Here is a 26,944-nt window from a genome sequence, read left to right as displayed (position 1 = left end):
ACTTAAAGATAATTAAACCGGGGCCTATTTCCCTTAACTTAATAGCATTGGGCTTGCCCCCGCCCAGCCTACGGTAAAAGAAATTTACCAATCACATAAAGCCAATAAAATCAGGACCCCACTCAGTATAAAATAATTCCAAATATTAGATGCCAATCAATAATTAGTCCTTCCAAGTCTATAAAAAAAACTCCATTCAAAACAAATTTTAGGTAAATTATGGAAAATCAAAAACGAGTAATACCTGACAAAATGAAAATATCCATAGAAACAGAGCGGCTCCTGATACGTGAATTAGAGTATACCGATGAAATGGATCTTTTTGAAATGGATGCTGACCCTGATGTTCACTTGTATATTGAAAATCATCCTGTAAAATCAATCGACGAAATAAAGAAAGTGATCGAAATGATTAAAGAGCAATATTCGAAAAATGGAATTGCTCGTTGGGCAGTAGTTGATAAATTTACCAACGAATGTATAGGTTGGGCAGGGCTGAAATATTTTAGAGAACCATTAAATAACCAAATTAATTTTTATGAACTTGGTTTCAGGTTTAAGAAAAAACATTGGGGGAAAGGTTTTGCCACCGAAGCTTCAAATGCAATCCTGGATTATGGATTTAATAATCTGAATATCGATTCCATCTTTGCTATAACAGATCCTAAAAACCTGAATTCAAAAAAAGTCCTGACCAAATTAGGATTTACCAACCTGGAAACTTTTGATTACGAAGGCGACCCAACAGATTGGTTTGAATTAAAAAAGAATAATTGGAAGAATAAAAGTTGATATTCCTGTGCTTACTGAAGTAAGTTAAATCTAGTTTTATGAGAAAAAATTTAATAACAATTGTAATATTCTTTTTCTTATCGATCAATAATACTCAGGCGCAGCAACCAACTGAAAGTGTAAAACTAATTCTATTGGAAGCGAGCAAAATGCCTCCATCCTGTGGTATTTTGTCTTGGGCAAAGGCATATAAATGTAAATTGTTATCAGGGAAGGATAGGGGTAAAATAATAATTGGCTTTATTATGTGTCCTGATTCTTATGAAAAGATTTTAAAAAAATCTGCAAAGTTTAATGCCGAATTAGTGGCTGGATTGGAGCTGCTAAAGGTAGATGTAATACTCAATGATTATAATAAAACTGATTACCCTAAATACACAATAACCAGACTAACAACAATAAATTGACCCTAACCTTTAATGTAATGAAAACTATCCCTATAATATCAATCTTCCTATTAATAAATTTAAACCTCAGTGCCCAGATACGTGGGTATTTCAATTTCGATACAGCAGTAAATTAAATTAAGCTCAATAACTATAAAAGTACTGAAAACGCACTAGGTGAAAATTGTTGGAACAAACAGTTTGAACAACCTGGTTCTTTGCCTGCAATAGAAGTAGTAAATAAAACAAAAACACAGGTGCTTAGCTTGCTATGTAGTAAAAGGAATTGGAACTAGCTACAGGACTAGTGTTAAGGAGAAATTAGAACAGGTCGTATATACATTTGATAGAGATAACTATTTTGTGAAGAGGTTCAATCAACATGGATATTATATCAAATGTACTATTAGAAATAATCTTTTAATTAAGTATTCATTTGGATTTGAAAGCGAATGATTCAACATTTCTAAAACACAAAGGACTGAAATGAGTATCTCACTTCAATCCTTTGTATTCCTAAAAAAAACACCGCTTCCTTAAATCTATCAATACTACAATTGCTTAATCATAATTTTACGATACGCTACTTTGGAAGGTGGACCAACATGCACCTGCATTCCAAGGTAGCCGGAAGTTTTACCATTTACTTTATCATTATCAGTAACATCGCTCATCAATACTCCGTTGATGTAGTGTTGTAAGTGATTGCCTTTGATAACAAGTCGGCAGGTATTCCAGTCTTCTTTTTTGATCAGCGTTTTTAAAGAATCAATATCGCCTAAAGAGCCAACGAGTTTGGCTGCTGGCCAGGCATTGTTCTTTGGCGATTCCTGTCCGCTAGGCTGAGGAATTACCGTTTTCTGACCACGATACGCCAGGGTAGTTCTGCCTCGCTCTTCGTAGTTCTGACCTGTATAGTTGTTATTACCGTCGATATCTGCCTGGTAACCTTTAAGTGCAAAAGGTACGTTCTCTACTTTATCACTGCGGTAGTTGATGCCACTGTTACCACCTGCACTTATTTTAAATTCACAGGTAAGCTCAAAGTTAGCTGGTTGACCACCTTTCCAGATGATGAAATTATTTGTTTTGAGAACGGTTTCAGGAGTTATTTCACCTACCAGGTTTCCATCCTCCACTTTCCAATGCACACCGTCGTGTTCCCACCCGTTTAATGTTTTACCATCAAAGATTGAAACAAATCCTTTCTTGTAATCCATACTTTGAGTGGTCTTCCATGCAACGGAGGTTCCGATTAAGGCTACTGCCACCGACAGGCATAGCACACCTGTTTTTTTCCGCATAATTGGTTATTTTATGATTTATGAATGAATTTCTTTCCAGGTACCACTAGCGGCAGACTCTAAAACTGCCTGACAAACGAGTTGAGTCTCCAGTGCTTCACGGAAGGTAGGAGAGCAGCTACCGCCTGTTTCCAGGCTTTGCAGAAAGTCTGCTACCTGGTGTACAAATGAATGCTCATAACCAATTCCTAAACCTGGTACCCACCATTTATTCATATATGGCTGATCACCATCAGTTACATGAATGGATCTCCAGCCTTTAACTACAGAAAGATCTGAGTTGTCGAAGAACTCCAATCTGTTTAAATCGTGTAGATCCCAGCGGATGGAGGCATGTTCCCCATTGATCTCAAACGTGTATAAAGCTTTATGTCCTCTCGCATAACGGGTAGATTCAAATAAACCTAATGATCCGTTACGGAACCTGCACATAAATGTACAGGCGTCATCTATCCCTACTGGTTGTACGGTTCCGGTTAGCTGGTGCATACGTTCTTTAACAAACGTTTCCGTCATACCCGATACATTGGTAATACTGCCATTTAACCACAGTGCAGTATCAATACAATGTGAAAGTAAATCGCCTGTTACACCTGATCCGGCAACTGATGCATCCATTCTCCATAATCCTTCACCTCCTTGCGGAAGATTGGCGTTTATAGTCCAATCCTGCAGGAAGTTTGCACGAAAATGGAATATGCGACCCAGCTTACCACTGTCTATAATTTGTTTTGCCAGTGTCACAGCTGGCAGCCGGCGATAGTTGTACCAAACGGTATTAGGTACCCCAGCTTTCTCAATTGCGGTTACCATACCTAATGCTTCTTCGTAGGTACGTGCCAGTGGTTTTTCTGTTAATACCATTTTTCCTGCCTCCGCTGCTGCTATTGCTATTTCTGCATGCATATCATTTGGAGTGCAAATATCTACTGCATCAATATCTTCTCTCGCTATGAGTTTTTTCCAATCGGTTTCAATGGATTCGTAACCCCACTGATCAGCAAAAGCCCGGGCTTTACTTTCTGTACGGGCACAAACGGCCTTCAGTACAGGTACATATTGTAGTTCTGGAAAAAAGTTTTTAACACGCAGATATCCGTTGGAGTGGGTTCTGCCCATAAAACCACAACCTATTAAACCTATTCTCAATTCTTTTTTAGTTGCCATAGTTCGCTGTTTTTAATGCTAAGGAATTATTCCTGCCATCCGTGTTGCTGTTGCACTTTTACCATTGCAGCCAGTATATCATTCCAGGTTTGTTGTTTGGTCATCACTTCATTAGGGAACATACATCCATCCCAGCAGATATGCTTAAATTTCTTGGTAAGGTTCCCATTTTCATCACGAAGCCAATGTCCAGCGTCTATGGCAATATCCAGTTTGCCATTAGGATCAGTGGCTAGGCAATGCCTTCCTGTTTTATCGTGCGATCCGCTGCCATATACCGTTCCATCATTCTGAGCAACGTGGAAGTCGATGGTCCATGGCCTCAATGCGGCTGTTAATGTTTTTAAAGCAGATGTTAAAGTGGCCCTGTCGTTCCAGTCAAAATCAACAGGCAGAATGCGGTCATCCGGACTATTATACCCTAACAGATACAGAAAGGTGTGCGACATATCGGCCTGAAACCCGATGTTGGAACGATTTACTGCATTCAGTGTATCTATCATGGCTCTCCAGCTATGCATACCTCCCCAGCAGATTTCTCCTTCTGCGGCAAGTGATTCACCATAGTCTGCGGCTACATCGGCTGCTTCTCTGAATGTTTGTGCAATTAGTTGTGTATTAGCTTTTGGATCTGTTGCCCAGCCCTCAGGTGAGGAAGCCGAATCTATACGCACAATGCCATGTGGACGTATACCTAATTCCCTTAGTCGTTGTCCGACTTTACAGGCTTTTCTGACTTGTTCTACAAATCTTGTCCGGTCTTCCTTGGTTCCCATTGCCGAACCTCCTTCGGGAGGCCAGATAGGTGCAACCAGGCTTCCGATTTCCAGATTATAACCAGCCACTTTATCTGCCAGTCTTTTCAAATCATCGTCTGTACTGGTTACAGGAACATGCGGATCAAATAATCCTATATCAATTCCGTCGAATTTTTTACCGTTTACTTCTGCGGCTGCAGTCATCTGCAACAGGGTATCGAAAGGGATGATAGGTTGTGAACTATCTCCTTTTCCTACTATACCTGGCCAGGTAGCATTGTGGAGCTTTGGAAAATTATTGTCTTTCATAACGCAGGTTTTTTATCAGAGTTTAATATCTGGATTACCCGGACCAAAATGTTTCAGCATCACGATTGGGTCGGTTGTTGATGCATTGGTGATAGTTACACCGGCAACAGCAGCAGCTTCGCTAACGAAAAATTCATCGTTGGTAAACTGGCCGTAACGAATCAGGGCAGGGGTTTCTATCTCCCAAACGCCCATTGTTCCTCTTCCCTGCATCATTATCAATCCATATGCTGCGCTATCTTTGATTACTACTGTTGCTCCTGGTTCCACAGTTAATTCTTTGGCACTGAAATCTGCCGATTTATAGCAAATCCAGTTTTCAGTGTAACCTTTAGCGTTAGTAACTGCCGGAACAGGCGGCATGAAACGGTTTTGGAATAACATTGGATCTACATTCAGTTCCCAATCTATTACATCCAGCAATGCATCATAATCGCCAATGCTTTCGGCTGGTGTTCCTTGCCATAAAAGGTTTTCAGGAATAATTGCCTCATTTACCAATGATTGGTACATGGCAAAAACATCTGATGCTTTTTGCGGCTCATAGGTACACAAGCTACCTGGCGCATGTAATAATCCGGGAGGTACATCCCAGCCTGTACCTGGCTCGAGGCGGTAAGCCTGGGAATAATTAGTGATCTTATTATCACCTTTACTGAAGTTCATCAGGCATTCCTTGATTTGCTCACGGGTTGTACCTGGTGCAATTCCCATGAATGTATAAGGGAAATCACCTCCATGATTATTCAGTTGTGGTGGAAAGTAATAGGCTTCGGGTTTACCTGCTTGACCGATCAATGCTGCTTTTTCATCATTATGATGAATATGATGGGGGAGTGGGCCCATATTATCAAAGAATTTGGAATACATCGGCCATGCCTGGTAGGTATCCCAGATTCGTTTTCCAAGTAATTTATCTTTTAATTCATCAATTGCATCTTTTAACAGAATTTGATGGGTTGTGCTGCCATCGTTGTATACGATTTGGCTTAATCCCTCATTTTCGCCTGTTAAAGGACCGTTTTTAGCCGGAGTGGTACTTGATAGCCAACGCTCATCAATACCTCCCCGTTCGCCTCCTAAAACGTAATAATCATCCGGATGTAATTTGATCCTTCTGCCAGGAACACAAAACGAACGTGGAACCCAGGTAGGCGCCAGTCGGAGTATTCCCTTGCCTTGCTCTAATGCTTTTTCAGCTAAGCTTAATTTTTCCATGGACTTTAATTATGTAGTTGATGAAAGTTCTGTTCGGAATTGCCAGATGGCCGTTGGTGTAGAAAGTATATCGAACTGTAACTCGTAGTTCCTGCGTTCTCCGGGTGCCAGAAAAATCAGATTCCCTTCACGTCTGGCCCTGGCTTGCCCGGTAGGAGGATGTGTTCCGGGCTCTAATCCCGTTACATATTCCCCTTTACCCCAATGTTGCCAGTTAGTAAGTATTGGCAATTGCGCCTTCTTAAAACGTACGGATAATGCAATCTGCAATCCTGGGTTGTAAATACCACAGGTACACCAGCCGTTACTATCTGTAACCGGATCTATAATCGCTGCCTCTTCTCCTGAGCCGGCATGACTGTCTAACGGCGCTGAACATAGGTGGTAGTTATTATCTTCCCTGAAAATTATATCCGGGTTACCGTCTCTTGATTTCCATTTCCCCTTCCAGCAGATTTCAGCTCCTTCGTCTACCAACGGATAACCAAAATTCAGGTGATACAATAACATATGTGGTGCTACTGTATTGCCTTCATTTATTACTTCATCGTGTATACGAATAGAGGCTTCACCAAGTGTACCGGAAATGGTACGTTTTAGGATCAGTTGATCCCCCAGTACAGAGGTTTGTCTGATAATTCCTGTGATGCTCATGTCCAGATTTCCGGCTACCAGATCAGGTTGAATAATGGAAATGATTTCAGCCGGACTATTACTGATGGGCCCATGCAATCCTCTTTCTCCATATTCGTCACTTTCGGGGCCACCAACGTGAGAGAGCCCGCAGGTGGTTACTAATCCACCGCCAAAGGTCTGGAGCCAATCCAGACCTTTGTTGAGTGAATAACGAGGTGCTGTTACACCATTATGACTTATCCAGGCAAGACTGTAATGTTGATAGAATGCATCAACAATATCCATAGCACGATCTATTACTACCTTATAACGTAACCCGGTTCCGGTATTAACCCACGCAATCCTTGTTCCTCTTCCGGCGCCGTTATCCAGTATCGAAGTCTCTATTCCTCCTAATTGGGAGTAATGAGAAACCTTTTCGTGCCAGGGCTTCTTTTTTACATCCATACCTGTATTGATTACTTATTCGTTAATTGATTCGTAGCTACAAAAACGCTGTCTTTACTGTTACCACCTGATTTCAGGTAAGCAAGAAGGTCTTTCAGTTCCTCTTCATTTAATCTGTTGATCAGCCCAGGCAGCATTACAGAAACATTTGAAGTTTTAATGTTAGCAACTTCTTTCTTCAATAAAGTACGTGTTTGTTGCGGCGCAAATGGATTTTGTGAGACAACGTATTTCTCAGCATCCTGACTCACCAGTCGACCTACTACTGAACCACCTTTCTTCAGTGCAAAAACGGTAGCGGCATATTGATCAGAGATAGTTTTGCTTGGATCAATGATAGCTTCCAGGATATCTTTGTCTGAGAAACGAGTTCCAAGCTGAGTAAGATCCGGACCGGCAGTTCCTCCTTCTCCTTTCATACCATGACATGCGCTACATAATACAGTATTAAACATTGCCTTTCCTTGCTCAAAATTTCTGTTGGCAAGGCCACCTTCTACTGCTTTCAATGCTTCATCTACTTTCCAGTTTCTACCCGGACCTTTAGGTTGTGCATATCCTTCCATCTGCATACTACCCATATTGGCAACTGAATCCAGCTTTTTCATATAGGCATAGTCTTTCTTAGGGAAATGAGCCATAGCATTGGTGCGGGCATTATTAATGAATCCGGCAAAACTATGTCCTCCCTTGTAGGTGAAGGCTTTTATATACCAGGTGAAATATTGTTCCTGCAGTTCCGGAGTCCAGCCATTTTTAGCCTGACTTAATACTGTTGCATACCAGGTTTGTTGTAATGGCGGTGTTTTAGAAAGCATGCCTGCAATGTCGAGACCATATTGCGGATTACGCATGATCAGATCTGCCGATTGCATGGCAGTTTGTTGCAAAGTTGAATCGTCTTTTGCACTTAACAGTAAGGCCATTGTTTTTTCTGTAGACTTAGGTGCATCCAGGTATACCAATAGTTTACTGAGCGATTTATTATGCTCATTGTCTTTAGCCGGATAATGTGCATCCAGGTAAGCTACAACCTGATTCTGCAATGCACCTGCAGGCTTACCTAATCTGGTAAATACAAGTTCAAATGCTCTGAGCAAATCAATTTGCTGATCACCGGTAAGCTGATCGTAGTTGATTGTCATTAACTGTGACAGTAATGGAGCTGAAACATTTTCCTTGGATTGTCTGGCCAATGCTATAGCACTTTGGATAAGTGTTACAGGATCTTTTTCCTGCAATACTTTACTTTGCCATTGAGCAGTTGGTTGATTTTCGACAGCAATTCTGGCAGCAAAGCGAATGAAACGATCCTGGTGCTTAAGATATGGCCATGCAAAATCTATAGCTCCCGCTTTTGCACCACCGTGGTAGCCTTCCAGTTGTCTGCGGATTTTAGCTTCTTCTGTGATAGGCGCCACTTTCAGCGGTGAATTACTTTCTTTATTATCCTTATAGTATACACGATAAAGATCAGATTCCAGTCTTCTTCCTCCGGTAAGGAAATATAATGCCCCATCTGGTCCGATTGCTCCATCAGTTAAAGGGAGAGGAGAGCCGGATACAAATTCTTCAGCGGTTGCTTTATAGGATGCTCCCTGAGGCTGTAAACCGATTGCATATATAATTCCAAAACTCCAGTCGAAAGCCAGCAATCCTTTACGATATTTTTCAGGGAATCTGGCATTTGCTGCACTGATAAGATTAGTAGGAGAACCCTGGCCAATATTGATTAATGGAGGTAAGTTATCTGGATAGGCAGGCGACCATTTTTCGGTACCCGGACGCCATCCGTATTCACTACCACTTGTTACCTGGCAAATACGGGTTGGGCGATACCACGGTGTACCAAAATCCCATTCCATATCTGAGTCATAGGTAAACAAATCGCCGGATTCATTAAACGCAATATCAAATGGATTACGATAACCGGAACTGATTAATTCCCAATTGCTACCGGTAGAATCCATATGAGCTACCCAACCTCCATGATATCCAACAGTATTATCATGACCGTTAGGATCTTTCAGATACGGGAATATATTGTCTATAGCATCTACACGCGGAACTTTGTAGTTATCCATAATTGGAATCTTTGTAAAGTTTCCGGCTACAACGTAAATCGACTTCTTATCAGGAGACAGTATGATACTGTGCGGTCCATGTTCTCCCTCACCCTGTAGGGTTTTGATAAGGGTAACTTTATCAAACTGATCATCTCCATCGGTATCCTGTAAACGGTATAATCCACTTGTTTTCTCAAAACGGGAATCCGAATTGTGATTTACCATTACATACAAACTATTGAACGCATATAGCAGTCCATGAGCATAACCCATTGATACCTTCTGAGCGCTGGTATCTTTACCGATGTTTAGTTGCTCAATTTTTAGCTTGGAAGAATCTTCACCAACTGCAGGTAAGTGCAGGCGATAAAGATAACCATACTGGTCAGACACAATCATTCTGCCCTTATCATCGAAAGTCATGGATACCCAGGAGCCTTGCTTATTGTCGCCTGGACTATACAGTCTTTCTGCTTTGAAATTGTCTGGCAGTTTGAGCTTGTCGATCTTCGGGTTGCCAGTCGCTTGCTCTGCACTGTTGTTGGCATTGATGCAGGCAAGGGTCGTGACTAAGGCAGCGGATACACCTAGCAGCAGCTGCACGGGCTTTTTTCTTAACGCGGTCATAAATATGTACTTGAATAGATTTCCGGGATGATAGAAACGTTCACTATAGCTGAATATGTAGCTTGCAGTAAGATAGCAAACGTTTCTTCTTTTTTCTCATTTTTTTTACCAGCCTTCGTTCTGATCAAAACCATTCAAACGGCATTCCCTTTCCGGAAGAGGATAAAGTAATTGATAATCTTTGATGTTATAAGATGCCGGACTTAATCTGGTCAACCTTTTCTTCTCATCAATTCCGTGTTGTGTCATTACACTGATTGCTTTTCCTGTTCTTAATAACTGATACCAGCGATTGTCCTCAAATGCCAGTTCAACACGGGTTTCATGAAAAATAGTATCCCTTAGGGCAGGTTGACTTAATCCGCCTACTCCATCTAATCCGGCACGTTGTCTTACTAAATTTAAATATGGATATGGATCTCCTGTTCCACTTTCATTAATCGCTTCAGCAAGCATTAATAACACCTGCGCATAACGATACACTGGCCAATTTTCGTTGGCACGGCCATCTAACGCATAGGGTGGATGGTAGAATTTTTTGATGAACGGTATTTTACCTCCGAATGCAATTGATTCTGCAAAGGAAGCATTGGTAGGGCTATCATACATTGAGATGGAGGCCGCCTTTCTTTTATCATTTGGTTCGTATGCATTTACGATACTAGGTGTTGGAATATTATTTCCTCCCAGATTACCGTTAAAACCGGTTAAATCTTTTTTACCGTTACGCGGACCAAACATAAAAATAAAGTTGCTGCTTTCTGTTTCTAATCCTGAATTGTATTGTACTTCAAATACTGCTTCCGTATTGCTTGATTTTTTAGCAGGATCAAAATAATCACCATATTCCTGCATCAGAATATAATTCAACTTGGTCACTTCCTGCAAGGTACTCACTGCTTTAGGATAGTCTTTCCTTGTCAGATATACTTCTCCCAATAATGTGAGAGCAGCTCCTTTTGTTGCTCTTCCTTTATTGGCGCCAGTAAAGCTTGATGGCAGATTGTTTGCAGCATCTGTTGCATCGGCAATGATTTGCGAATATATTTCATCTACTGTTGCTTTTTTAGCTGTGGCAGCATCTTCCGGCCCGGTCACTTCTTTTATTTTCAAAGGAACACTTCCGAACAAACGTACCAGATGGAAGTAATAAAATCCACGCAGGAACTTTGCTTCTGAAAGATACTGGGCCTTGGTTGCATCACTTTTAAATTTCACATTGTCTATTCTGCTGATAATAACATTGGTTTGCTGAATGTTATAATATAGCTGAGCCCAGACACTGTTTATATAGTTATTACTTGGAGTGATCAGAAATTCGTCTATTTCCTCTCTTTGTTGCGCACCTCTGTCACTTTCATCGTACTGATAATTTGTGTTATCTGCACGCATCTCTGTCATAGCCCAGAAATCACTGGTGTAAAGCGATTGTAAGGTGCCATAGCAACCATTCACAGCCCGGAGTATTTGCTCTTCTGTATTATAATAATTATTGCCACTGGAAAATGAATTAGGCTTTACATCTAACAGCTTATTACAGGCAAACAGAAAAAAACAGGATAATGTAGCAGTATATAAGATCGTTGATTTCATAATGCATCGTGTTTAAAGAAGTTAGAAACTAAGATTAGCACCAAAAGAGAAAATTCTCGGAACCGGGTAGTTAGAATAATCAATTCCCGGTACCAGGGCGCCGCTACCTCCTTTGCCCAGATAGTTGGTCACTTCAGGGTTACCATCATAATTGGTAAACAGGAAGGCATTCTGTATACTTATATAAACACGGGCACTCTGCACAAATGAAAACTTTGGCACACTATACCCTATTGCAATATTTTTTATCCAGGCATAATCATTCTTTTGTATTGTCAGAGAACTAACATCTCTGTACATCACACGGCCTCGTCCGGAACCATTGGTAGTAGGAATTCTTCCATTACCAGGGTTTTCTTCTGACCTCCAGCGATTAGCTACATCTTTACGTACATTGAATACTCCATCTATGTTTCCGTTGTAATCATTGGTTGCATGAAGTCTGTCTGCTCCCATTGATCCAACTACAAGTACACGAAGATCAAATTTCTTGTAAGTAAGTGTATTCGTTAATCCCCAATTGTATTTAGGATAGGGATTTCCTATGATATCGAAATCTTCACGCGGATTAATTACGCCGTTTCCACTGATATCTTTATACCTGATGTTTCCTGGAATAGCGCCCGGAAATGCCGGTCCTTTATCTACTTCTCCCTGGTTCTGATATATTCCGTCGAACACATATCCAAACAACATAGCCAAAGGTTTACCCACCATGGATACGTTGGTCGGATTTCCTTCACTACTGTTTCCCGAATAAATAGGGGCATTGTCTTTTCCTAATGCCAGCACTTTATTTCTGTTGAAAGAAATGTTGAAGTTGGTGGTCCATGTTAAGGATTTAGTTTCAATATTTCTGCTGCTGATTCCAATTTCCAATCCTCGGTTTTCCATGTCACCTTTATTCATGGTAACAGTTCCAAAGCCGCTGGATTGTGGAATTTCAACGTTCAATAATAGGTCTTGTGTATTACGTTTGTAGATATCTGCTGTGAGGTAAACCCTGTCTTTCCATAATCCAACATCAATTCCGATGTTCAATTCTTTCATCTTTTCCCATCCAAGATTTGGATTTCCAAGAGAATTCATTACTCTTCCACCTGCCAATCCTCCACCTAATACATAATCGCTTGTTCCGATATTACTCATATAAGAGTAGTTACCGATATTGAAGTTACCGGAGAAACCATAGGATACTCTGATTTTTAAGTCGCTGATCAGCTTTGAAGATTTCATGAATTCTTCCTGTGAAACGCGCCAACCCAGGGCTACAGAAGGGAAAGTACCCCATCTGTTGTCGGGTCCGAATCTTGAAGATCCGTCACTTCTTACGGTAGCAGTAGCCAGGTATTTATCTTTATATGCATAGTTTACTCTGGCCAGGTAAGAAAGCAAAGCCCAATCGGCAATATCAGTACCACCTGTAATAGTAGCCGCTCCATTTAAGGTTTTAATATCATCGTCACGATAGTTGTTTCCTGTAAAACCTGCACCATACTGACGTTGAGACTGTACAGAATATCCTAGTAAACCAGTGAAGGCATGTCCGTTACTGGTATTGTATTGATAGGTGAGTGTATTTTCGTTTAGCCAGTTCAGATAGTTATTGTTGGCATACACGCCAACTGGTATGCTTGGCGGAGCAGCATTGGTGCTACCAATAGTGGAAGGAATAAAATAATTGTATACATCTTCCTGATAATCGACATTAAAGGTTGATTTCAGTTTAAGATTTTTAATTACTTCCCATTCTCCATAAGTGTTAAATAAAATCCTGTGATTTGTATTTTCATTTTTAACCTCATTGAGGAACATCACCGGATTTGGTAATCCAAAGGTGCCAGGGCTCTGTATGAAAGCATTGTAAGTGCCATCGGCATTGTATATTGGCTCAATAGGGCTGGCTATTCCAAAATAACTTCCTCTTCCTTCACCTGTTGTATTTCCTTTACGGGTGTAGTAGGAGGGTGCAATGTTAAATCCAACTTTAAACCTGTCTGATAAATTCGCATCTACATTTGCTCTCACCGAATATCTGCGATAGCCTGAGTTAATCACAACGCCATCCATGTTATAATACCCGGCAGAAATGTAAGACTTCACTCTTTCATTACCTCCTGCAACACTTACATTGATATCCTGCACCGCTGATACTCTGGTAATTGCGTTAAACCAGTTAGTACCTTCTCCAATTTTAGATGGATCGCGATATATTTCAGGAATATCATCCAGCGTAGGTTCTCTGTGTTCCGTAAAGCGGATATTATCTTCTATTGATTCTTTTCTGAACTGAGCGAATTCCTGGCCGTTCATGAGATTGGGCCTTCCTTTTTGAGGGATAGATTGAATGCCGTAATTAGCGGATAGTTGAACATTTGGAACGCCTGCACTGCCTCTTTTGGTAGTGATCAGCACAACTCCGTTTGCTCCTCTTGAACCGTAAATAGCAGTAGCAGATGCATCTTTCAAAACTGCCATCGATTCAATATCCTGTGGGTTAATAGCATTCATCGGATCTGCTACCTGATCTGAGGAAGTTGCTAACGGATATCCATCCACTACGTAAAGTGGCTGACTTCCTGCTCCAACGGCTCCAATACCACGAACTTGTACCTGAGGGCCCCCACCCGGAATACCATTAGAGGTGCTTACCTGTATACCTGCAATCTGCCCGGCTAATGCCTGATCGGGCCCGGTTACAGGCATATCTTTAATGTTTTTCATTGAAACCAGTCCTACTGATCCTGTAACATCTTTCTTTTGTTGTGTACCATAACCAACTACTACTACCTGGTTAAGTGTTTTGTTACTGGGCTCCAGTTGTACACTGATTTTAGTACGACTGCCAACGTGGATTGTTTTAGGAAGATAACCAATCATAGTAAAAACGAGCGAATCGTTTGACGATGCAGAGAGAGTATATCTTCCGTTTGCATCTGAAAATGTGCCTGTAGAACTACCTTTAATCCCAATTGTTACACTAGGTAAAGGTGAAGAGGTGCCGGCATCTGTAACCTGTCCGCTTATACTGTTTTTTTGTGCATAAACAGTCACGCAACTACAAATCATTGTAATTAATATAGCCACGTGGCGAACTGGAAAAAGAGTGCCTTTACGACAAAGAACGGGTACTTTGATCATAACAAGTGGAATTAAGTTGAGAGAAATCTGTATTACTTTAACGGTCGTCTAATTTAATTTCAAAAAAAAAATTTCCTGTCCTGTTGCATCCTGCACTGTCCTGCACTGTCCTGTTTTTGCGCTTCGCAAATGTTGGCCAGTCTGCATATTATTAATTGAAGGATATACTAAACTTCAAATTTTTATCTATTTTGTACACAAAAGAGAAATATCAGTATCCATGAAATTGAAAAAATTTTGTTTGCCTTTGCTGGCAATGATGCTAATAGGAAGTGCCGCATGGGCACAAAGCAGTGACGATGTTGAAGCTGCACGTAAGAAAAAGCAGGAAGAAGAAAGAATGAACCAGGATTGGGCCTGCCTGAAATGTTTTGCTGAAGCAAATTCGAAAGTTGTTCCACCGGCAGCCGGAGAAAAGAGAGTTGTATTTATGGGTAACTCCATTACCATCGGATGGTTGAATACCGTGCCTGAATTCTTTAATGGCAAGCCATATATCAACAGAGGGATTAGCGGACAAACTACTCCACAAATGCTGATTCGTTTCAGACCCGATGTTATTGATCTGAAACCTTCTGTTGTTGTAATTCTGGCTGGTACAAACGATATTGCAGGTAACACTGGTTATACACCTGTAGAAACTATTTATGGCAACATCGTTTCAATGGCTGAATTGGCAAAAGCTAATAAAATCCGTGTAGTACTGTCTTCTGTTCTGCCGGTATTCGATTACCCTTGGCGCCCGGGATTAGAACCTATCCCGAAAATAGCAGAATTAAATGCTAAGGTTAAAGCATATGCTGAAAAGAATGGCTTTGTATATCTGGATTATTTCTCCGCTATGGTGGATGAAAGAAAAGGACTGAAAGCTGAGTTGACTTATGACGGAGTACATCCAAACAAAGCTGGATATCTGGTAATGCAACCACTGGCGGAAGCAGCAATTAAAACTGCATTAAGCAAAAAATAACTCAATCTGTTTCTGCAAAATAATAAGGCATCTTAGTCATTTTGGGATGTCTTATTATCCTACCCAGCTTCCAGTTAAATATAAATTCAATAGAAACAACTGTATAAATAGGTTGACAATATAAAGTAAGATATATAGTAATTTGTGTATATTGTGGATGTGATATAAGTATAGATATAACGTCATAATGAAAAAGTAAACTATTGTATAACAATAGGATTTGTCCTCATATAAGTTAGTTGATAATCCGAGAAATAACCAGGAAATAATTGTCATTAAAAGTAACAAATAGCTGTTTTTAAATTTGGCTTGAATAGTGTTTAGACTAGCTATCCCACTAGTAAATATGATAAAAAAAGGACCCGCAAAAATATACCTGTTAATGCTCATTAAAGAGGTGCCTGAATTAGTTTCCCAAGATCCACTAAAGAAGCTGCATATGAATCCAATAACTGTTAAATATACCAATGAGAAGGAGGTACTAGGACTAAATGGTACTGTCTTGTTTTTAAGGAAAAAATAGATAGTGGATTTTAAGAGTATGCAAAAAGAAATAATTGAAACTAAAAGTGCCAGCCCATCAAGCCATAATATTTTTGTTCCTGTCATTGTGGTGAAAGGAAGTTTGGGAAGGCTCAAGCTACGGTTCCAACTTTGTTGTACCTTAAAAAAAACTAACCATTCTCCAGTTTCAATATATTGAAAAAACAATACTAGGATTGTAGACATAATAATAATCACACATGGCCATAATGTGTTAGATATCCATTTGCTATTAGCTTCCGGATCATTTTTCTTCCAATTAATTACAAGAAGATATATTAAAGCAGGAAAGAAAATTATGCCAACAGAACGTGTAAGGCTCGTTATTATAGTACCTATAGCTATGTATGGGAATTTCTGTTTGTCAATGCCGATCAAAATAAATGTGGATCCTAAGAAAAAAAAAGCTTCTGAATATGGGATATAACAAAAAAAAAGCGATGGAGTTGAAATAATAATAAGCGCTTTTAAAAATGATAAGTTTAAATGCCTGATAATTAAAGTTGTTCCAAGTAGAAATACAAAGCCATTTAAAATACTGATACCGATTGGTGTTAAATCCAAAAACTTCCATACATATGGGAAAAAAGGGAAAAATGCCATAGAATTCATTCTCCCTTCAGAGTAATAATAACCATCCTCTACTATACTTAAATACCAAATAGCATCATTCCTTATCAAATTTTGATTACTTGGAAAATGGTGGAATACACCCGTTATCGTGAGGATAGTATAGAGTATCAGAACACAGAATAAATGAATGCTCAATGCAAAGTAAGGAGAGTCGATCGCAATCTTATACCTTTTTAGCATGATTTAACTTCTTTCTATTAAATTGATAATTATTGAAACAGTATCGATATAAGAGAGTACCAAAATTTATTGCAATCTTCGTTTAAGGAAATTTGATTTTATATCTATTGCCAAAATCATAAATTGAAATGGAATTTTTATATAATCAAGAATAATTAATTTCGATCCTTTTATTTCTTCCCATCTATAAAGAGGAACTTCTTGCACCAATTCTGATAAGCGGGATGTTCCATAAATGTTTTTTGCCCTGGCAAATATTTCAACATCGAATAACCATTTTGTACGGAAAGGATACTTAAAAACCAGCGCTGCTAAATCGGAATGAAATATTTTAAGTCCACATTGGGTATCATATATATCCATTTTTAAGGCCCGTCTGGCTAGTTTAGCAAAAAGCTTTCCTGTCCATTGCCTAAATCTGCTTCTCTTAATATGAGGATTGTGCAAAGTTGCTCTGGATCCAAAAACTAAATTCAACTGCTTCTGGGTTGTTATTATCTCAAATAATCTTTCTACTTCTGACATTGGAGTAGGAAGATCAGCATCGATGAATCCTATGTATGTAATTTTGCAAGTCAAAAAATAATTCATACCAACTCTAACTGCTTCTGCTTTTCCCTGGTTAATAGAATTGTTGAATACCACTACCTTGTCAGGAAATTCATCCTTCAAAATGGCTAATATTTCATGTGTTCTATCTGTACTACCATCGTTGACAAAGCAAAAAATGTAATCTTTAGATTCATTAATATATTCACGAAATAATTGCAGATTGGCTCGTTTTCCTTCATTAAAACAAGGAATAACAATGCCTAATTTGTATTTGGCTGACACAAATGAAATTTTATACTGAGAAAAATATGATTCTACCTGATTAGAAGGTAATAAAGTAGGCCGAATCTGCATCCTTTTGGATATACAGATCACAGGCCATTATTTTACTATTTTTGAGCCAGATATACATTATTTTTTCGTTTCTGAATTTTACCGCTACGATTTCATTTTGTATATTCTTATCAAATGGTACTTTGTATGATGAGGGAAGTTGAGAATAAGGGATTATCGGTATAGTGTCATTATATAAATCCTGATACTTATTTTTAGTTTCTTTTAGGAAGGCACTAAATATTTTATGTCTTTCCAGCTTCTTTACTTCATTTAAATTCTCATTTAGAGGATCAAAACAAAAATATTTATTAGCGACTACAATTTCATCGACTTCTTGCGTAGTGAAAATTGTGTTTAAAAAGGCCCTTACAACATTTTCATTAGAAGTTTGAGCCATAGAATTTAAACTTATCACATTTGCAATCCCCAATAGTATTAATATATGTAATGTTTTCATTGTGTAATTATTTGGTATTTAGATAAAATACTTAATTACAAGATCCTGCCTTTTGAGGACCAGTTCCTCCTGTCGTATTTCTTGTAGCACCTGTTGGCAAAGTCATTGACCGAATATCTTCACCTAAGTCGCCTGGATTATGGCCGATAATTTTCACAAAGAATAGCAGAAATGTTTTCACAATTAAATCCACTTTCAGTATAATCATTAAATATAAACCACTGATCATCCCAACCTATCATGAACTGTAGTTTATATACTGTCCAATAAACAATAATTGTACTCAGTGTAATTAAAAAGATGTGGAATAAGTATATTGTTTTCTGATTCGAATACCTGCATTTTAATTGGAACAATAGATGCTCAATCATAATAATATCGATATAAGGGTTCACTCAAAAATTAACAAGCAGCAAATAGGTTAATGTTAACATACAATACCAGCAGATCAGGTAATCTACAACTGGGATAAGATTTAAATTTATTCAATAATCATTATGCAAGTATATTCAAGATAAAAAAATATATATATGAATGTACTTGGTATGATAGAAATCTAAAATAGGAAATATTATTAATAATTTTTTTTTAAAATCGATTCATAATCTGGTTTTACAAACTTCCCTTTTGAAATCCTATTATTTATTACATTTAAAGAGAAGATCGCATTGTTACATAAAATGGAACTTCTATCTGTGCACGACTGTTTTCCTGAATCAATTGTGCTGCCATTTCTCCCATACTCTTAAAATCAGTGGAAATAGTAGTTATCCCATTGAGAATGAATTTCTTCAAAGGTGTTTCATTATAGGAGATCACGCCCACATCCTTACCGATTTTTAGGTCCATTGAAATAACACGTTCTATCAGCAATACCAGATCACTCTCCCGCATGTTAATATATACATCGCCTGGTTGCATTTCTTCCTCGGTAATATCATCTACCTTTTTACTGTTAAAGGCGTAATTCTGGCAGAATTGTACAAAGCCTTCATAAATTTCTTCAGGATAATAGGTGTTCTCCGGAAAGATTATTTTAAGTGTATGATATTTTTGTAATTTATCCTTTGCCTGTTCCAATGCTCCATATATATCCTCCTGGAAATTCTCATATACAGCGCCATAATCACCGGTTACACCTTTAAGTTTTTTGTCGAGCAGTATCAGTTTTTCCTTAGGAATAGTATTTATAACTTCATCTACATGCTCCCATCTCTCCCGGAAGTGAGGAAGAATCACAACATGAGTATATTCATTCAGGTTCTGTGACAGGAGTTTTTTGAAAAGACTGAAATCACTGTTGTAGATGTAGAAATCAATATTTGACTGCTTACCTAGCTTATCAGCAAAGGAATCATAAATTATTTTTTTATGTTCACTTAATTTATTGAAAAGAAGTAATACCTTATATCGCTGATCGAGATTTGTTTGCTGTACGTAGTACCCTTTGCCAGGCACAGAGCCAAGGATCCCCAAACCCTTAAGATACTTGTATGCTTTTTCTGCCGTATCTCTGGATATTTCGAAAGCGTAACTTACCTCGTTGATAGAAGGTAAGATATCATCCTGCTGCACTTTTTTATCTACAATCGCTTTAATAATTGAGTTAGCGAGCTGATAATATTTAGGTGTTGCAGAAAAATCATCTATATATAAATACTTGAAGATAGGATGTTGTTTCATGCGTGGCGGCGGTGTAATTGGCTATATGAATAAGTATATTTCCAGCAATGATAAGGATTAAATTCAATAATAAAAACGAATTAGCGAAAGCATGACAGTACATGACAGTTTAAAAAATTGCTTGTCCTATTTTTATGCTCAATAGTTCTCCACGTTATAAATATTAGAAACATTATGCAAGCTTTATTGGGTGTTTTATTTCATTTTATCGGCGGTTTCGCTTCGGGTAGTTTTTATATTCCTTACAAGAGAGTGAAAGGCTGGAGTTGGGAAAGTTATTGGATAGTAGGAGGTGTTTTTTCCTGGTTGCTTATTCCATTTATTGCTGCCTGGCTCACAGTACCAGGTTTCATGGATATTATTGGTGCTACTTCTGGTAGTATATTATTTTGGACTTACTTCCTGGGTGTATTATGGGGAATTGGTGGTTTAACTTTCGGCTTATCCATGCGCTACCTTGGTATGTCTCTGGGGATGGCTGTAGCCTTAGGTTTCTGCTCTGCTTTTGGGGCTTTAATACCACCTATATACCGCGAGTTTTTCTCTGATGATCCGAATAACTTAACGGCCATGCTTCATAGTAGCAGAGGATTGTTTGTATTGCTGGGTACTCTTGTTTGCCTCGTTGGTATTGGAATTTCCGGTAAAGCAGGAATGATGAAGGAGAAAGAATTATCTCATGAACAAAAAACTGAAAGTATCCAGGAGTTTAACTTACGTAAAGGCCTTGCAGTTGCTATTGTATCTGGTATATTGAGTGCTTGTATGAGCTTCGCCATCTCTGCTGGTAAAAGTATGGGAGATGCTGCTGTAGCAAATAATGCGAATCCTCTCTATAAAAATAATGTGATCTTTGTTGTGATTATGTTAGGAGGATTGACAACTAATCTGATCTGGTGTATTTTCCTGAATAAACGTAACCAATCCTTTGGTGATTATACAAATAAATCAACCCCATTAGGACGAAATTATTTCTTTGCGGCGTTGGCCGGTACAACATGGTTTTTGCAATTCTTCTTTTATGGTATGGGCGAAAGCAAATTAGGCAACGATGCCAGTTCCTGGATCCTGCATATGGCTTTCATTATCCTCATCTCTGGTGTTTGGGGCTTTATTTTGAAAGAATGGAAGAGTGCAAGCCGCAAAACCTTAATGACTATTTCCCTCGGTATATTCACAATCATTTTATCTGTAGTGCTTGTAGGGTATGGTAATTCTCTCAGTAACTAACCTGCACATTTGCAAATTAAAAACGTTAAAAATTATATAGTATGTCTTTAAATGGAACTACTACTCAATTCAAGCATGTCAGCTATTTATGGGATGAAGCAACAGCTGCCTCTATGGCTGGTGATGAAGTTGCCTTGCTGATCTATCGTTCCAACTTACTCGGTGCCGATCTGCGCCTCACTAATTATGGGGGTGGCAACACTTCCTGTAAAGCTATGGCTAAGGACCCGCTAACAGGAGAACCGGTAGAAGTAATGTGGGTAAAAGGTTCGGGTGGAGATTTAGGCACCTTGAAAAAAAGTGGTTTGGCTGCCTTATATGTTGATCGTCTTCGTAGCCTGAAGAATATCTATAAAGGTATTCAGCATGAAGATGAGATGGTAGAACTGTTTAATCACTGCATCTATGATCTGAATTCTAAAGCTCCATCCATTGATACCCCATTACATGGCTTTCTTCCTTTTAAACATATCGATCACCTGCACCCCGATGCCGCTATCGCTATAGCTGCGGCCAAAGACGGCAAGCGTATCACTCAGGAACTCTTTGGTGGAAGCATCGGTTGGGTACCATGGCAAAAGCCAGGCTTCGATCTTGGCCTGCAATTAAAACAATGTCTCGACGAAAATCCAGGCATCCGCGGTATTATGCTGGGCTCTCACGGCCTGTTTACCTGGGGTGATACTGCTTACGAAAGCTATATCAATACCCTGGAGGTGATCGAACGTTGCGCTGCTTATCTGGAAGAGAACATAGGTAAGAAAGCACCGGTTTTTGGCGGTGCCAAAATTCAATCTTTGGCTCCCGATGCCCGTAAAAACCAAGCCGCTGCACTGGCTCCGGTATTACGTGGATTCTGTTCTTCCTATCAACGCATGGTCGGTCATTTCACCGATGATGAAAGAGTATTGGAATTTACCAACTCTAAAGACCTGGATCGTCTGGCCCCTCTCGGAACCAGTTGCCCCGATCACTTCCTCAGAACTAAAATCAGCCCATTAGTCCTGAATTTAGCTCCGGATGCTGATTTAAGCAATGTAGATGCATTGAAAGCTGATCTGGCTCCTTTATTTGAAGCTTATCGCCAGATGTATGCAGATTATTATAATGCCAGCAAACATCCTAATAGCCCTGCTATGCGTGATCCTAACCCGGTAGTTATTCTCTATCCCGGTGTTGGTATGTTCACTTTCGCAAAAGATAAACAAACTGCAAGAGTAGCCGCCGAATTCTATATTAATGCTATTAATGTAATGAAAGGTGCGGAGGCTGTTTCTGAATATACTTCCCTGCCTCGCCAGGAAGCCTTTAATATCGAATACTGGCTCCTGGAAGAAGCCAAATTGCAAAGAATGCCTAAACCTAAAGCACTAACCGGCAGAATAGCCCTGGTAACTGGTAGCGCTGGTGGTATTGGTAAAGCTATCGCTAAGAAATTTGCTGAAGAAGGTGCTGTTGTTGTCATTAACGATAATGATTCTCAACGCTTAGCTTCTGCAAAAGAAGATTTTGGCCGTTTATTCGGTAAGGATGTTTTTGCCGCAGAACTTTTGGATGTAACTGATGCTGCCACAATCCGCAAGGCTTATAACACAGCTGTTCTGGCTTTTGGAGGTGTAGATATCGTAGTGAATTGCGCCGGATTATCAATTTCCAAACCATTGGAAGAACATACAGAAAAAGATTGGGATCTGCTATATGATGTACTGGTGAAAGGTCAGTTCCTCGTAACTCAGTTAGGTGCTGATATTATGAAGAAACAAGGCACCGGTGGGGATGTACTGAATATAGTAAGTAAAAATGCACTGGTATCTGGTCCTAATAACGCTGGCTATGGTTCTGCTAAAGCAGCTCAATTGCATCTGAGCAGATTAAATGCTGCTGAATTAGGTAAGGATCATATCCGCGTAAACGTTGTGAATCCGGATGCTGTAATTTCTGATAGTAAAATCTGGGCCGGTGCATGGGCTGAAGGAAGAGCTAAAGCTTATGGTGTTAAAGTAGAAGAATTACCTGCTTTCTATGCCAAAAGAACGCTGTTAAATGAGATCATTGTTCCTGAAGATATCGCAAATGCATGCTTTGCCTTCGTAGGTGGACTCCTAAATAAAGCAACAGGAAATGTTTTGAATGTTGATGGAGGTGTAGCTATGGCTTTTGTGAGATAAAGTAATTATCTTTTCTGACCCACAAACAAACAACGATGCTAATTGAAAAATATAAAATAGCAGAACATAACGATTCATTGGCCCCTTCTCAGAAGAGGGCCTTTGAATACCTTGCTGGTGAAATCAAAGACGTTGAAGGAATATTGGAGAAATTAGCAGCATTTCAGGTGGCTATTCCAAGTTGGGCCTTAGGTACTGGTGGCACCAGGTTTGGAAGATTTCCTGGTGGGGGAGAACCTCGCAATCTGGAAGAGAAAATTGAGGATATAGGATTGCTGCATCAGTTAAATCAATCTAGCGGCGCCATTAGCCTGCATATTCCATGGGATATTCCGTCTAATCCTTCTCATATCAAAGCCCTGGCTGCACAACATGGCCTTCGCTTTGATGCAATGAATTCCAATACTTTCCAGGATCAGCCAGGTCAGGCACTAAGCTACAAGTTTGGATCTCTCCAGAATGTAAATAAAGACATTCGCAAACAAGCAATCGATCATAATATTGAAGTGATCAGACATGGGGTAGAATTAGGTTCCGAATCACTAACTATCTGGTTATCTGATGGCTCCTGCTTCCCCGGTCAGTTAAATTTCCGCCATGCTTTCCAGAATACATTGGAAGGATTACAGGAAATTTATACCCATCTGCCTGAAAACTGGAAAATGTTTGTTGAATACAAGGCAGCTGAACCAAATTTTTATTCAACTACAGTAGGAGATTGGGGACAGTCTTTACTCTATGCTTCAAAACTGGGCCCTAAAGCTTATACATTAGTGGACCTGGGACACCATCTCCCCAATGCGAATATCGAACAAATAGTTTCGCTGTTGCTGATGGAAGGCAAATTAGGTGGTTTTCATTTCAATGATTCCAAGTATGGAGATGATGATCTGACAGTAGGTTGTATGAAACCTTATCAGTTGTTCCTTATTTTCAATGAATTAATTGAAGGTATGGACGCAAGAGGTATGAATCATAACACAGATTTGGGATGGATGATCGATGCCTCTCATAATGTAAAAGATCCGCTCGAAGATTTGTTGCAGTCAGTTGAGGCCATTATGATTACCTATGCACAGGCTTTATTGGTGGATCGTAAGAAGCTATTGGCAGCACAACTGCAAAATGACGTAGTTACTGCACAGGAATTACTGCAACAGGCTTTCCGTACAGATGTCCGTTCTTTGGTGGCTGAAGCAAGAAAAAGAACAGGTGGTGCATTAAATCCTATTGCCCTGTATCGCTCTGAGAAAGTTCGTGAACATTTGATAAAAGAAAGAGGAGCCAAAACAATAGCAACTGGTTTGTAATTTTTAGTGTATTTATGAGTCAAATTCCCGTTATAGCCATCTTTGATGTTGGCAAAACCAATAAGAAGCTGTTTCTGTTTGATGAAAATTACAGAATAATTCTTGAGAAAACAGCCAGGTTTACTGAAACTACTGATGAAGATGGCGATCCTTGTGAAAACCTGGAAAGCCTGAGATTATCTGTGTTTGATTCCCTGCGTGAGGTATTCAGACGTAAAGATGTAGTGGTGAAGGCAATAAATTTTTCTACATATGGTGCTAGTTTTGTGTATATTGATGAAGAAGGAAGACCATTGACACCTTTGTATAATTATCTGAAAGAATATCCGGAAACGCTAAGCGAGCAGTTTTATAATTCTTATGGTGGGAAAACGGCTTTTTCAGTAGAAACAGCATCTCCGGTTCTGGGTTCCCTGAACAGTGGAATGCAGCTCTACAGATTAAAATATACCAAACCTGAAATCTATAATAAGGTTAAGTATGCATTGCATCTGCCTCAATATATGAGCTATCTGGTTACCGGGCAGGCATGCACGGATATTACCAGTATCGGATGCCATACCAACTTATGGAACTTTCAACAAAATAACTATCATACGTGGGTAACAAAGGAAGGGGTGCTGGAAAAGCTGGCACCTCTCCTTATTTCTTCTGACGTATTACCCGCAACTTTCCCGGGAAGTAATTATTCAGTAGGTATTGGTCTGCATGATAGCAGTGCTGCACTTATACCTTATCTCGTAAATTTTCATGAACCTTTTGTACTAATCTCTACCGGCACATGGTGTATTAGTCTGAATCCCTTCAATGACACACCTCTAACTAACGATGAGTTAACGGCAGATTGTTTATGCTATATGACTTTTCAGGGAAAACCTGTAAAGGCTTCCCGTTTGTTTGCCGGCTATGAACATGAGCAACAGGTAAAACGTATCGCTGCCCATTTCAACCAGCAACCAGCCCGGTATCGGACAATCGAATATGATCAGCAAATTATCCGCTTACTGCAGGAAAAAAATAAGCAGGATACTCACAGGGCTCCAGATAAAAAGTTAATGCAGTCGTCGGTATTCGCACAAAGAGATTTAAGTAATTTTACCTCTGATATTGAAGCCTATCACCAATTAATGCTGGATATTGCCAATGAACAGTATATAGCAACTAAACTGGTATTGGATGGTGCTTCTGTAAAACGTATATTCGTTGATGGTGGTTTTAGCAAAAATGCAATTTATATGAACCTACTTGCTGCATTATTCCCTGATATTGAAATATTTGCAGCCTCTATGGCGCAAGCTACTGCAATGGGAGCAGCATTGGCAATTCATAACACCTGGAATAGTAAACCTCTGCCCAATGATCTGATTGAGCTGAAATACTATTCCGCTACTCATGACGCTACCATTTAAGATATAAACCAATGCTATGATGCGTTTCTCCTTGTTGCTTATCAGTTGCCTCTTATCGGCTTATGCTCACGCTCAAACAGTAATTCCTTTATACCGGGGGTTACCTCCGGGTGGTATTGCAGGAGCTAATGCTGAGCAGATCGATGAAGATGATAACCGTTGGCTGGTTAGTGAACCTACGCTTACAGTTTTTCTTCCCCCTAAAGAGAAAGCTACCGGAACTGCTGTTGTCATTTATCCAGGCGGTGCCTATAAAACTGTAGTATACAAAGGAGAAGGTACCAATATGGCAGATTTCTTTGTAAAACAAGGTATTGCTGCTTTTGTAGTAAAATACAGGCTGCCATCTGATAAAACAATGAAGGATAAAAGCAGCGGCCCTTTACAGGATGCTCAGGAAGCATTTAAAATTGTAAAGTCCAGAGCTGCTGAATGGAATATCGATACAAATCGTATTGGCATCATGGGATTTTCTGCCGGTGGCCATCTGGCTTCAACGGTTGGAACACATTTCGACAGACCGGTATTAAAAGAGAATGCCGGCATTAATCTTCGTCCTGCCTTTATGATTTTGGTGTATCCTGTTATTAGCATGGAAAAATATCTTACTCATGCAGGTTCCCGCAAAAACTTATTGGGCGAGAATCCAACTGAGGAGACGATTAAATACTACTCAAATGATCGTCAGGTGTCGTTACAAACACCCCCGACAATCATCTTTCATACAGAAGACGATAAAGTGGTGGATGTAGATAATGCCATTACTTTTTATCAGGCTCTCCGTCATGCTCACGTACCTGCAGAAATGCATTTATATCCTGAAGGTGACCATGGATTTGTATTAAAGCTACCACGCGACAGCTGGATGCAAATCATCATGAAATGGCTTGGCCGTACAGGTAATTTAAATGCCAATAATCCCTTACTACAGGGAGGTACAGGACAGTTATACTAATACTCTTTTATATTTTGGGAATTCCATGCAGAGGCGCAAAGAAGCAAAGGCGCAAAGATTATTGTGTTTATCTG

General features: G+C 39.5%; 19 protein-coding genes. 8 read left to right on the top strand and 11 right to left on the bottom strand.

The genetic code is table 11. From position 1 onward, the window contains the following. The first annotated feature begins 252 nt into the window (after positions 1-252). Positions 253-792, top strand: coding sequence for a GNAT family N-acetyltransferase (locus DVR12_RS26485; protein ID WP_116978836.1), 540 nt, complete (start codon positions 253-255; stop codon positions 790-792). A gap of 38 nt (positions 793-830) precedes the next feature. Next, on the top strand, positions 831-1,199 hold the full coding sequence (locus DVR12_RS26480) for a hypothetical protein (protein WP_116978829.1): 369 nt from the start codon (positions 831-833) through the stop codon (positions 1,197-1,199). Between the two features lie 530 nt (positions 1,200-1,729). Here DVR12_RS26480 and DVR12_RS26475 read toward each other — a convergent pair. The 8 genes from DVR12_RS26475 to DVR12_RS26440 all read right to left on the bottom strand — a co-directional run bounded on the left by DVR12_RS26475 (position 1,730) and on the right by DVR12_RS26440 (position 14,444). Further along, positions 1,730-2,482 carry a 3-keto-disaccharide hydrolase gene (locus DVR12_RS26475; RefSeq protein WP_116978828.1) on the bottom strand — a complete coding sequence of 251 codons (753 nt, stop codon included), beginning with the start codon at positions 2,480-2,482 and terminating at the stop codon, positions 1,730-1,732. Positions 2,483-2,500: 18 nt separating this feature from the next. Next, positions 2,501-3,649, bottom strand: a complete 1,149-nt coding sequence (locus tag DVR12_RS26470) for a Gfo/Idh/MocA family protein (protein WP_116978827.1) — start codon at positions 3,647-3,649, stop codon at positions 2,501-2,503. A gap of 26 nt (positions 3,650-3,675) precedes the next feature. Next, on the bottom strand, positions 3,676-4,716 hold the full coding sequence (locus DVR12_RS26465) for a sugar phosphate isomerase/epimerase family protein (protein WP_116978826.1): 1,041 nt from the start codon (positions 4,714-4,716) through the stop codon (positions 3,676-3,678). A gap of 15 nt (positions 4,717-4,731) precedes the next feature. Further along, positions 4,732-5,934: a cupin domain-containing protein gene (locus tag DVR12_RS26460; RefSeq protein ID WP_116978825.1), complete on the bottom strand. Its 1,203-nt coding sequence runs from the start codon at positions 5,932-5,934 to the stop codon at positions 4,732-4,734. Positions 5,935-5,943: 9 nt separating this feature from the next. Continuing rightward, positions 5,944-7,017 carry an aldose 1-epimerase family protein gene (locus DVR12_RS26455; protein WP_116978824.1) on the bottom strand — a complete coding sequence of 358 codons (1,074 nt, stop codon included), beginning with the start codon at positions 7,015-7,017 and terminating at the stop codon, positions 5,944-5,946. A gap of 11 nt (positions 7,018-7,028) precedes the next feature. Then, a complete protein-coding gene (locus DVR12_RS26450) occupies positions 7,029-9,710 on the bottom strand; it encodes a c-type cytochrome (protein WP_116978823.1) in 2,682 nt (893 codons plus the stop codon). 105 nt (positions 9,711-9,815) lie between these two features. Next, positions 9,816-11,303 carry a RagB/SusD family nutrient uptake outer membrane protein gene (locus tag DVR12_RS26445; protein WP_116978822.1) on the bottom strand — a complete coding sequence of 496 codons (1,488 nt, stop codon included), beginning with the start codon at positions 11,301-11,303 and terminating at the stop codon, positions 9,816-9,818. Positions 11,304-11,324: 21 nt separating this feature from the next. Next, entirely contained in the window at positions 11,325-14,444 is a 3,120-nt protein-coding gene (locus tag DVR12_RS26440; RefSeq protein ID WP_116978821.1) for a SusC/RagA family TonB-linked outer membrane protein, read from the bottom strand. Between the two features lie 220 nt (positions 14,445-14,664). Here DVR12_RS26440 and DVR12_RS26435 point away from each other — a divergent pair, with 220 nt between their 5' ends. Next, positions 14,665-15,414 carry an SGNH/GDSL hydrolase family protein gene (locus DVR12_RS26435; RefSeq protein WP_199417211.1) on the top strand — a complete coding sequence of 250 codons (750 nt, stop codon included), beginning with the start codon at positions 14,665-14,667 and terminating at the stop codon, positions 15,412-15,414. A gap of 1,422 nt (positions 15,415-16,836) precedes the next feature. On the opposite strand, the gene DVR12_RS26425 is transcribed toward DVR12_RS26435, so the two are convergent. From DVR12_RS26425 to DVR12_RS26410, 3 genes are all read right to left on the bottom strand, one after another. Continuing rightward, positions 16,837-17,604, bottom strand: a complete 768-nt coding sequence (locus tag DVR12_RS26425) for a glycosyltransferase (RefSeq protein WP_158563382.1) — start codon at positions 17,602-17,604, stop codon at positions 16,837-16,839. A 40-nt stretch (positions 17,605-17,644) separates the two neighbouring features. Next, positions 17,645-18,115, bottom strand: a complete 471-nt coding sequence (locus DVR12_RS26420) for a hypothetical protein (RefSeq protein ID WP_116978818.1) — start codon at positions 18,113-18,115, stop codon at positions 17,645-17,647. Between the two features lie 651 nt (positions 18,116-18,766). Then, positions 18,767-19,798 (bottom strand): GntR family transcriptional regulator, encoded by a 1,032-nt coding sequence (locus tag DVR12_RS26410; RefSeq protein WP_116978816.1) that lies wholly within the window; start codon positions 19,796-19,798, stop codon positions 18,767-18,769. 174 nt (positions 19,799-19,972) lie between these two features. On the opposite strand from DVR12_RS26410, the gene rhaT reads away from it, so the two are divergent. The 5 genes from rhaT to DVR12_RS26385 are packed head-to-tail and all read left to right on the top strand — an operon-like array spanning position 19,973 to position 26,870. Beyond that, positions 19,973-21,028, top strand: coding sequence for an L-rhamnose/proton symporter RhaT (rhaT, locus tag DVR12_RS26405; RefSeq protein ID WP_116978815.1), 1,056 nt, complete (start codon positions 19,973-19,975; stop codon positions 21,026-21,028). 41 nt (positions 21,029-21,069) lie between these two features. Next, positions 21,070-23,196 carry a bifunctional aldolase/short-chain dehydrogenase gene (locus DVR12_RS26400; protein ID WP_116978814.1) on the top strand — a complete coding sequence of 709 codons (2,127 nt, stop codon included), beginning with the start codon at positions 21,070-21,072 and terminating at the stop codon, positions 23,194-23,196. Positions 23,197-23,231: 35 nt separating this feature from the next. Continuing rightward, positions 23,232-24,506, top strand: a complete 1,275-nt coding sequence (locus DVR12_RS26395; protein ID WP_116978813.1) for a sugar isomerase — start codon at positions 23,232-23,234, stop codon at positions 24,504-24,506. Positions 24,507-24,520: 14 nt separating this feature from the next. Then, positions 24,521-25,915, top strand: coding sequence for an FGGY-family carbohydrate kinase (locus DVR12_RS26390; RefSeq protein ID WP_116978812.1), 1,395 nt, complete (start codon positions 24,521-24,523; stop codon positions 25,913-25,915). A 16-nt stretch (positions 25,916-25,931) separates the two neighbouring features. Further along, positions 25,932-26,870 (top strand): alpha/beta hydrolase, encoded by a 939-nt coding sequence (locus tag DVR12_RS26385; RefSeq protein ID WP_116978811.1) that lies wholly within the window; start codon positions 25,932-25,934, stop codon positions 26,868-26,870. Positions 26,871-26,944: the final 74 nt, after the last annotated feature.

Source organism: Chitinophaga silvatica (genome assembly GCF_003419895.1).
Lineage (GTDB): Bacteria > Bacteroidota > Bacteroidia > Chitinophagales > Chitinophagaceae > Chitinophaga > Chitinophaga silvatica.
This window is presented reverse-complemented; position numbering and strand designations above follow the sequence as displayed.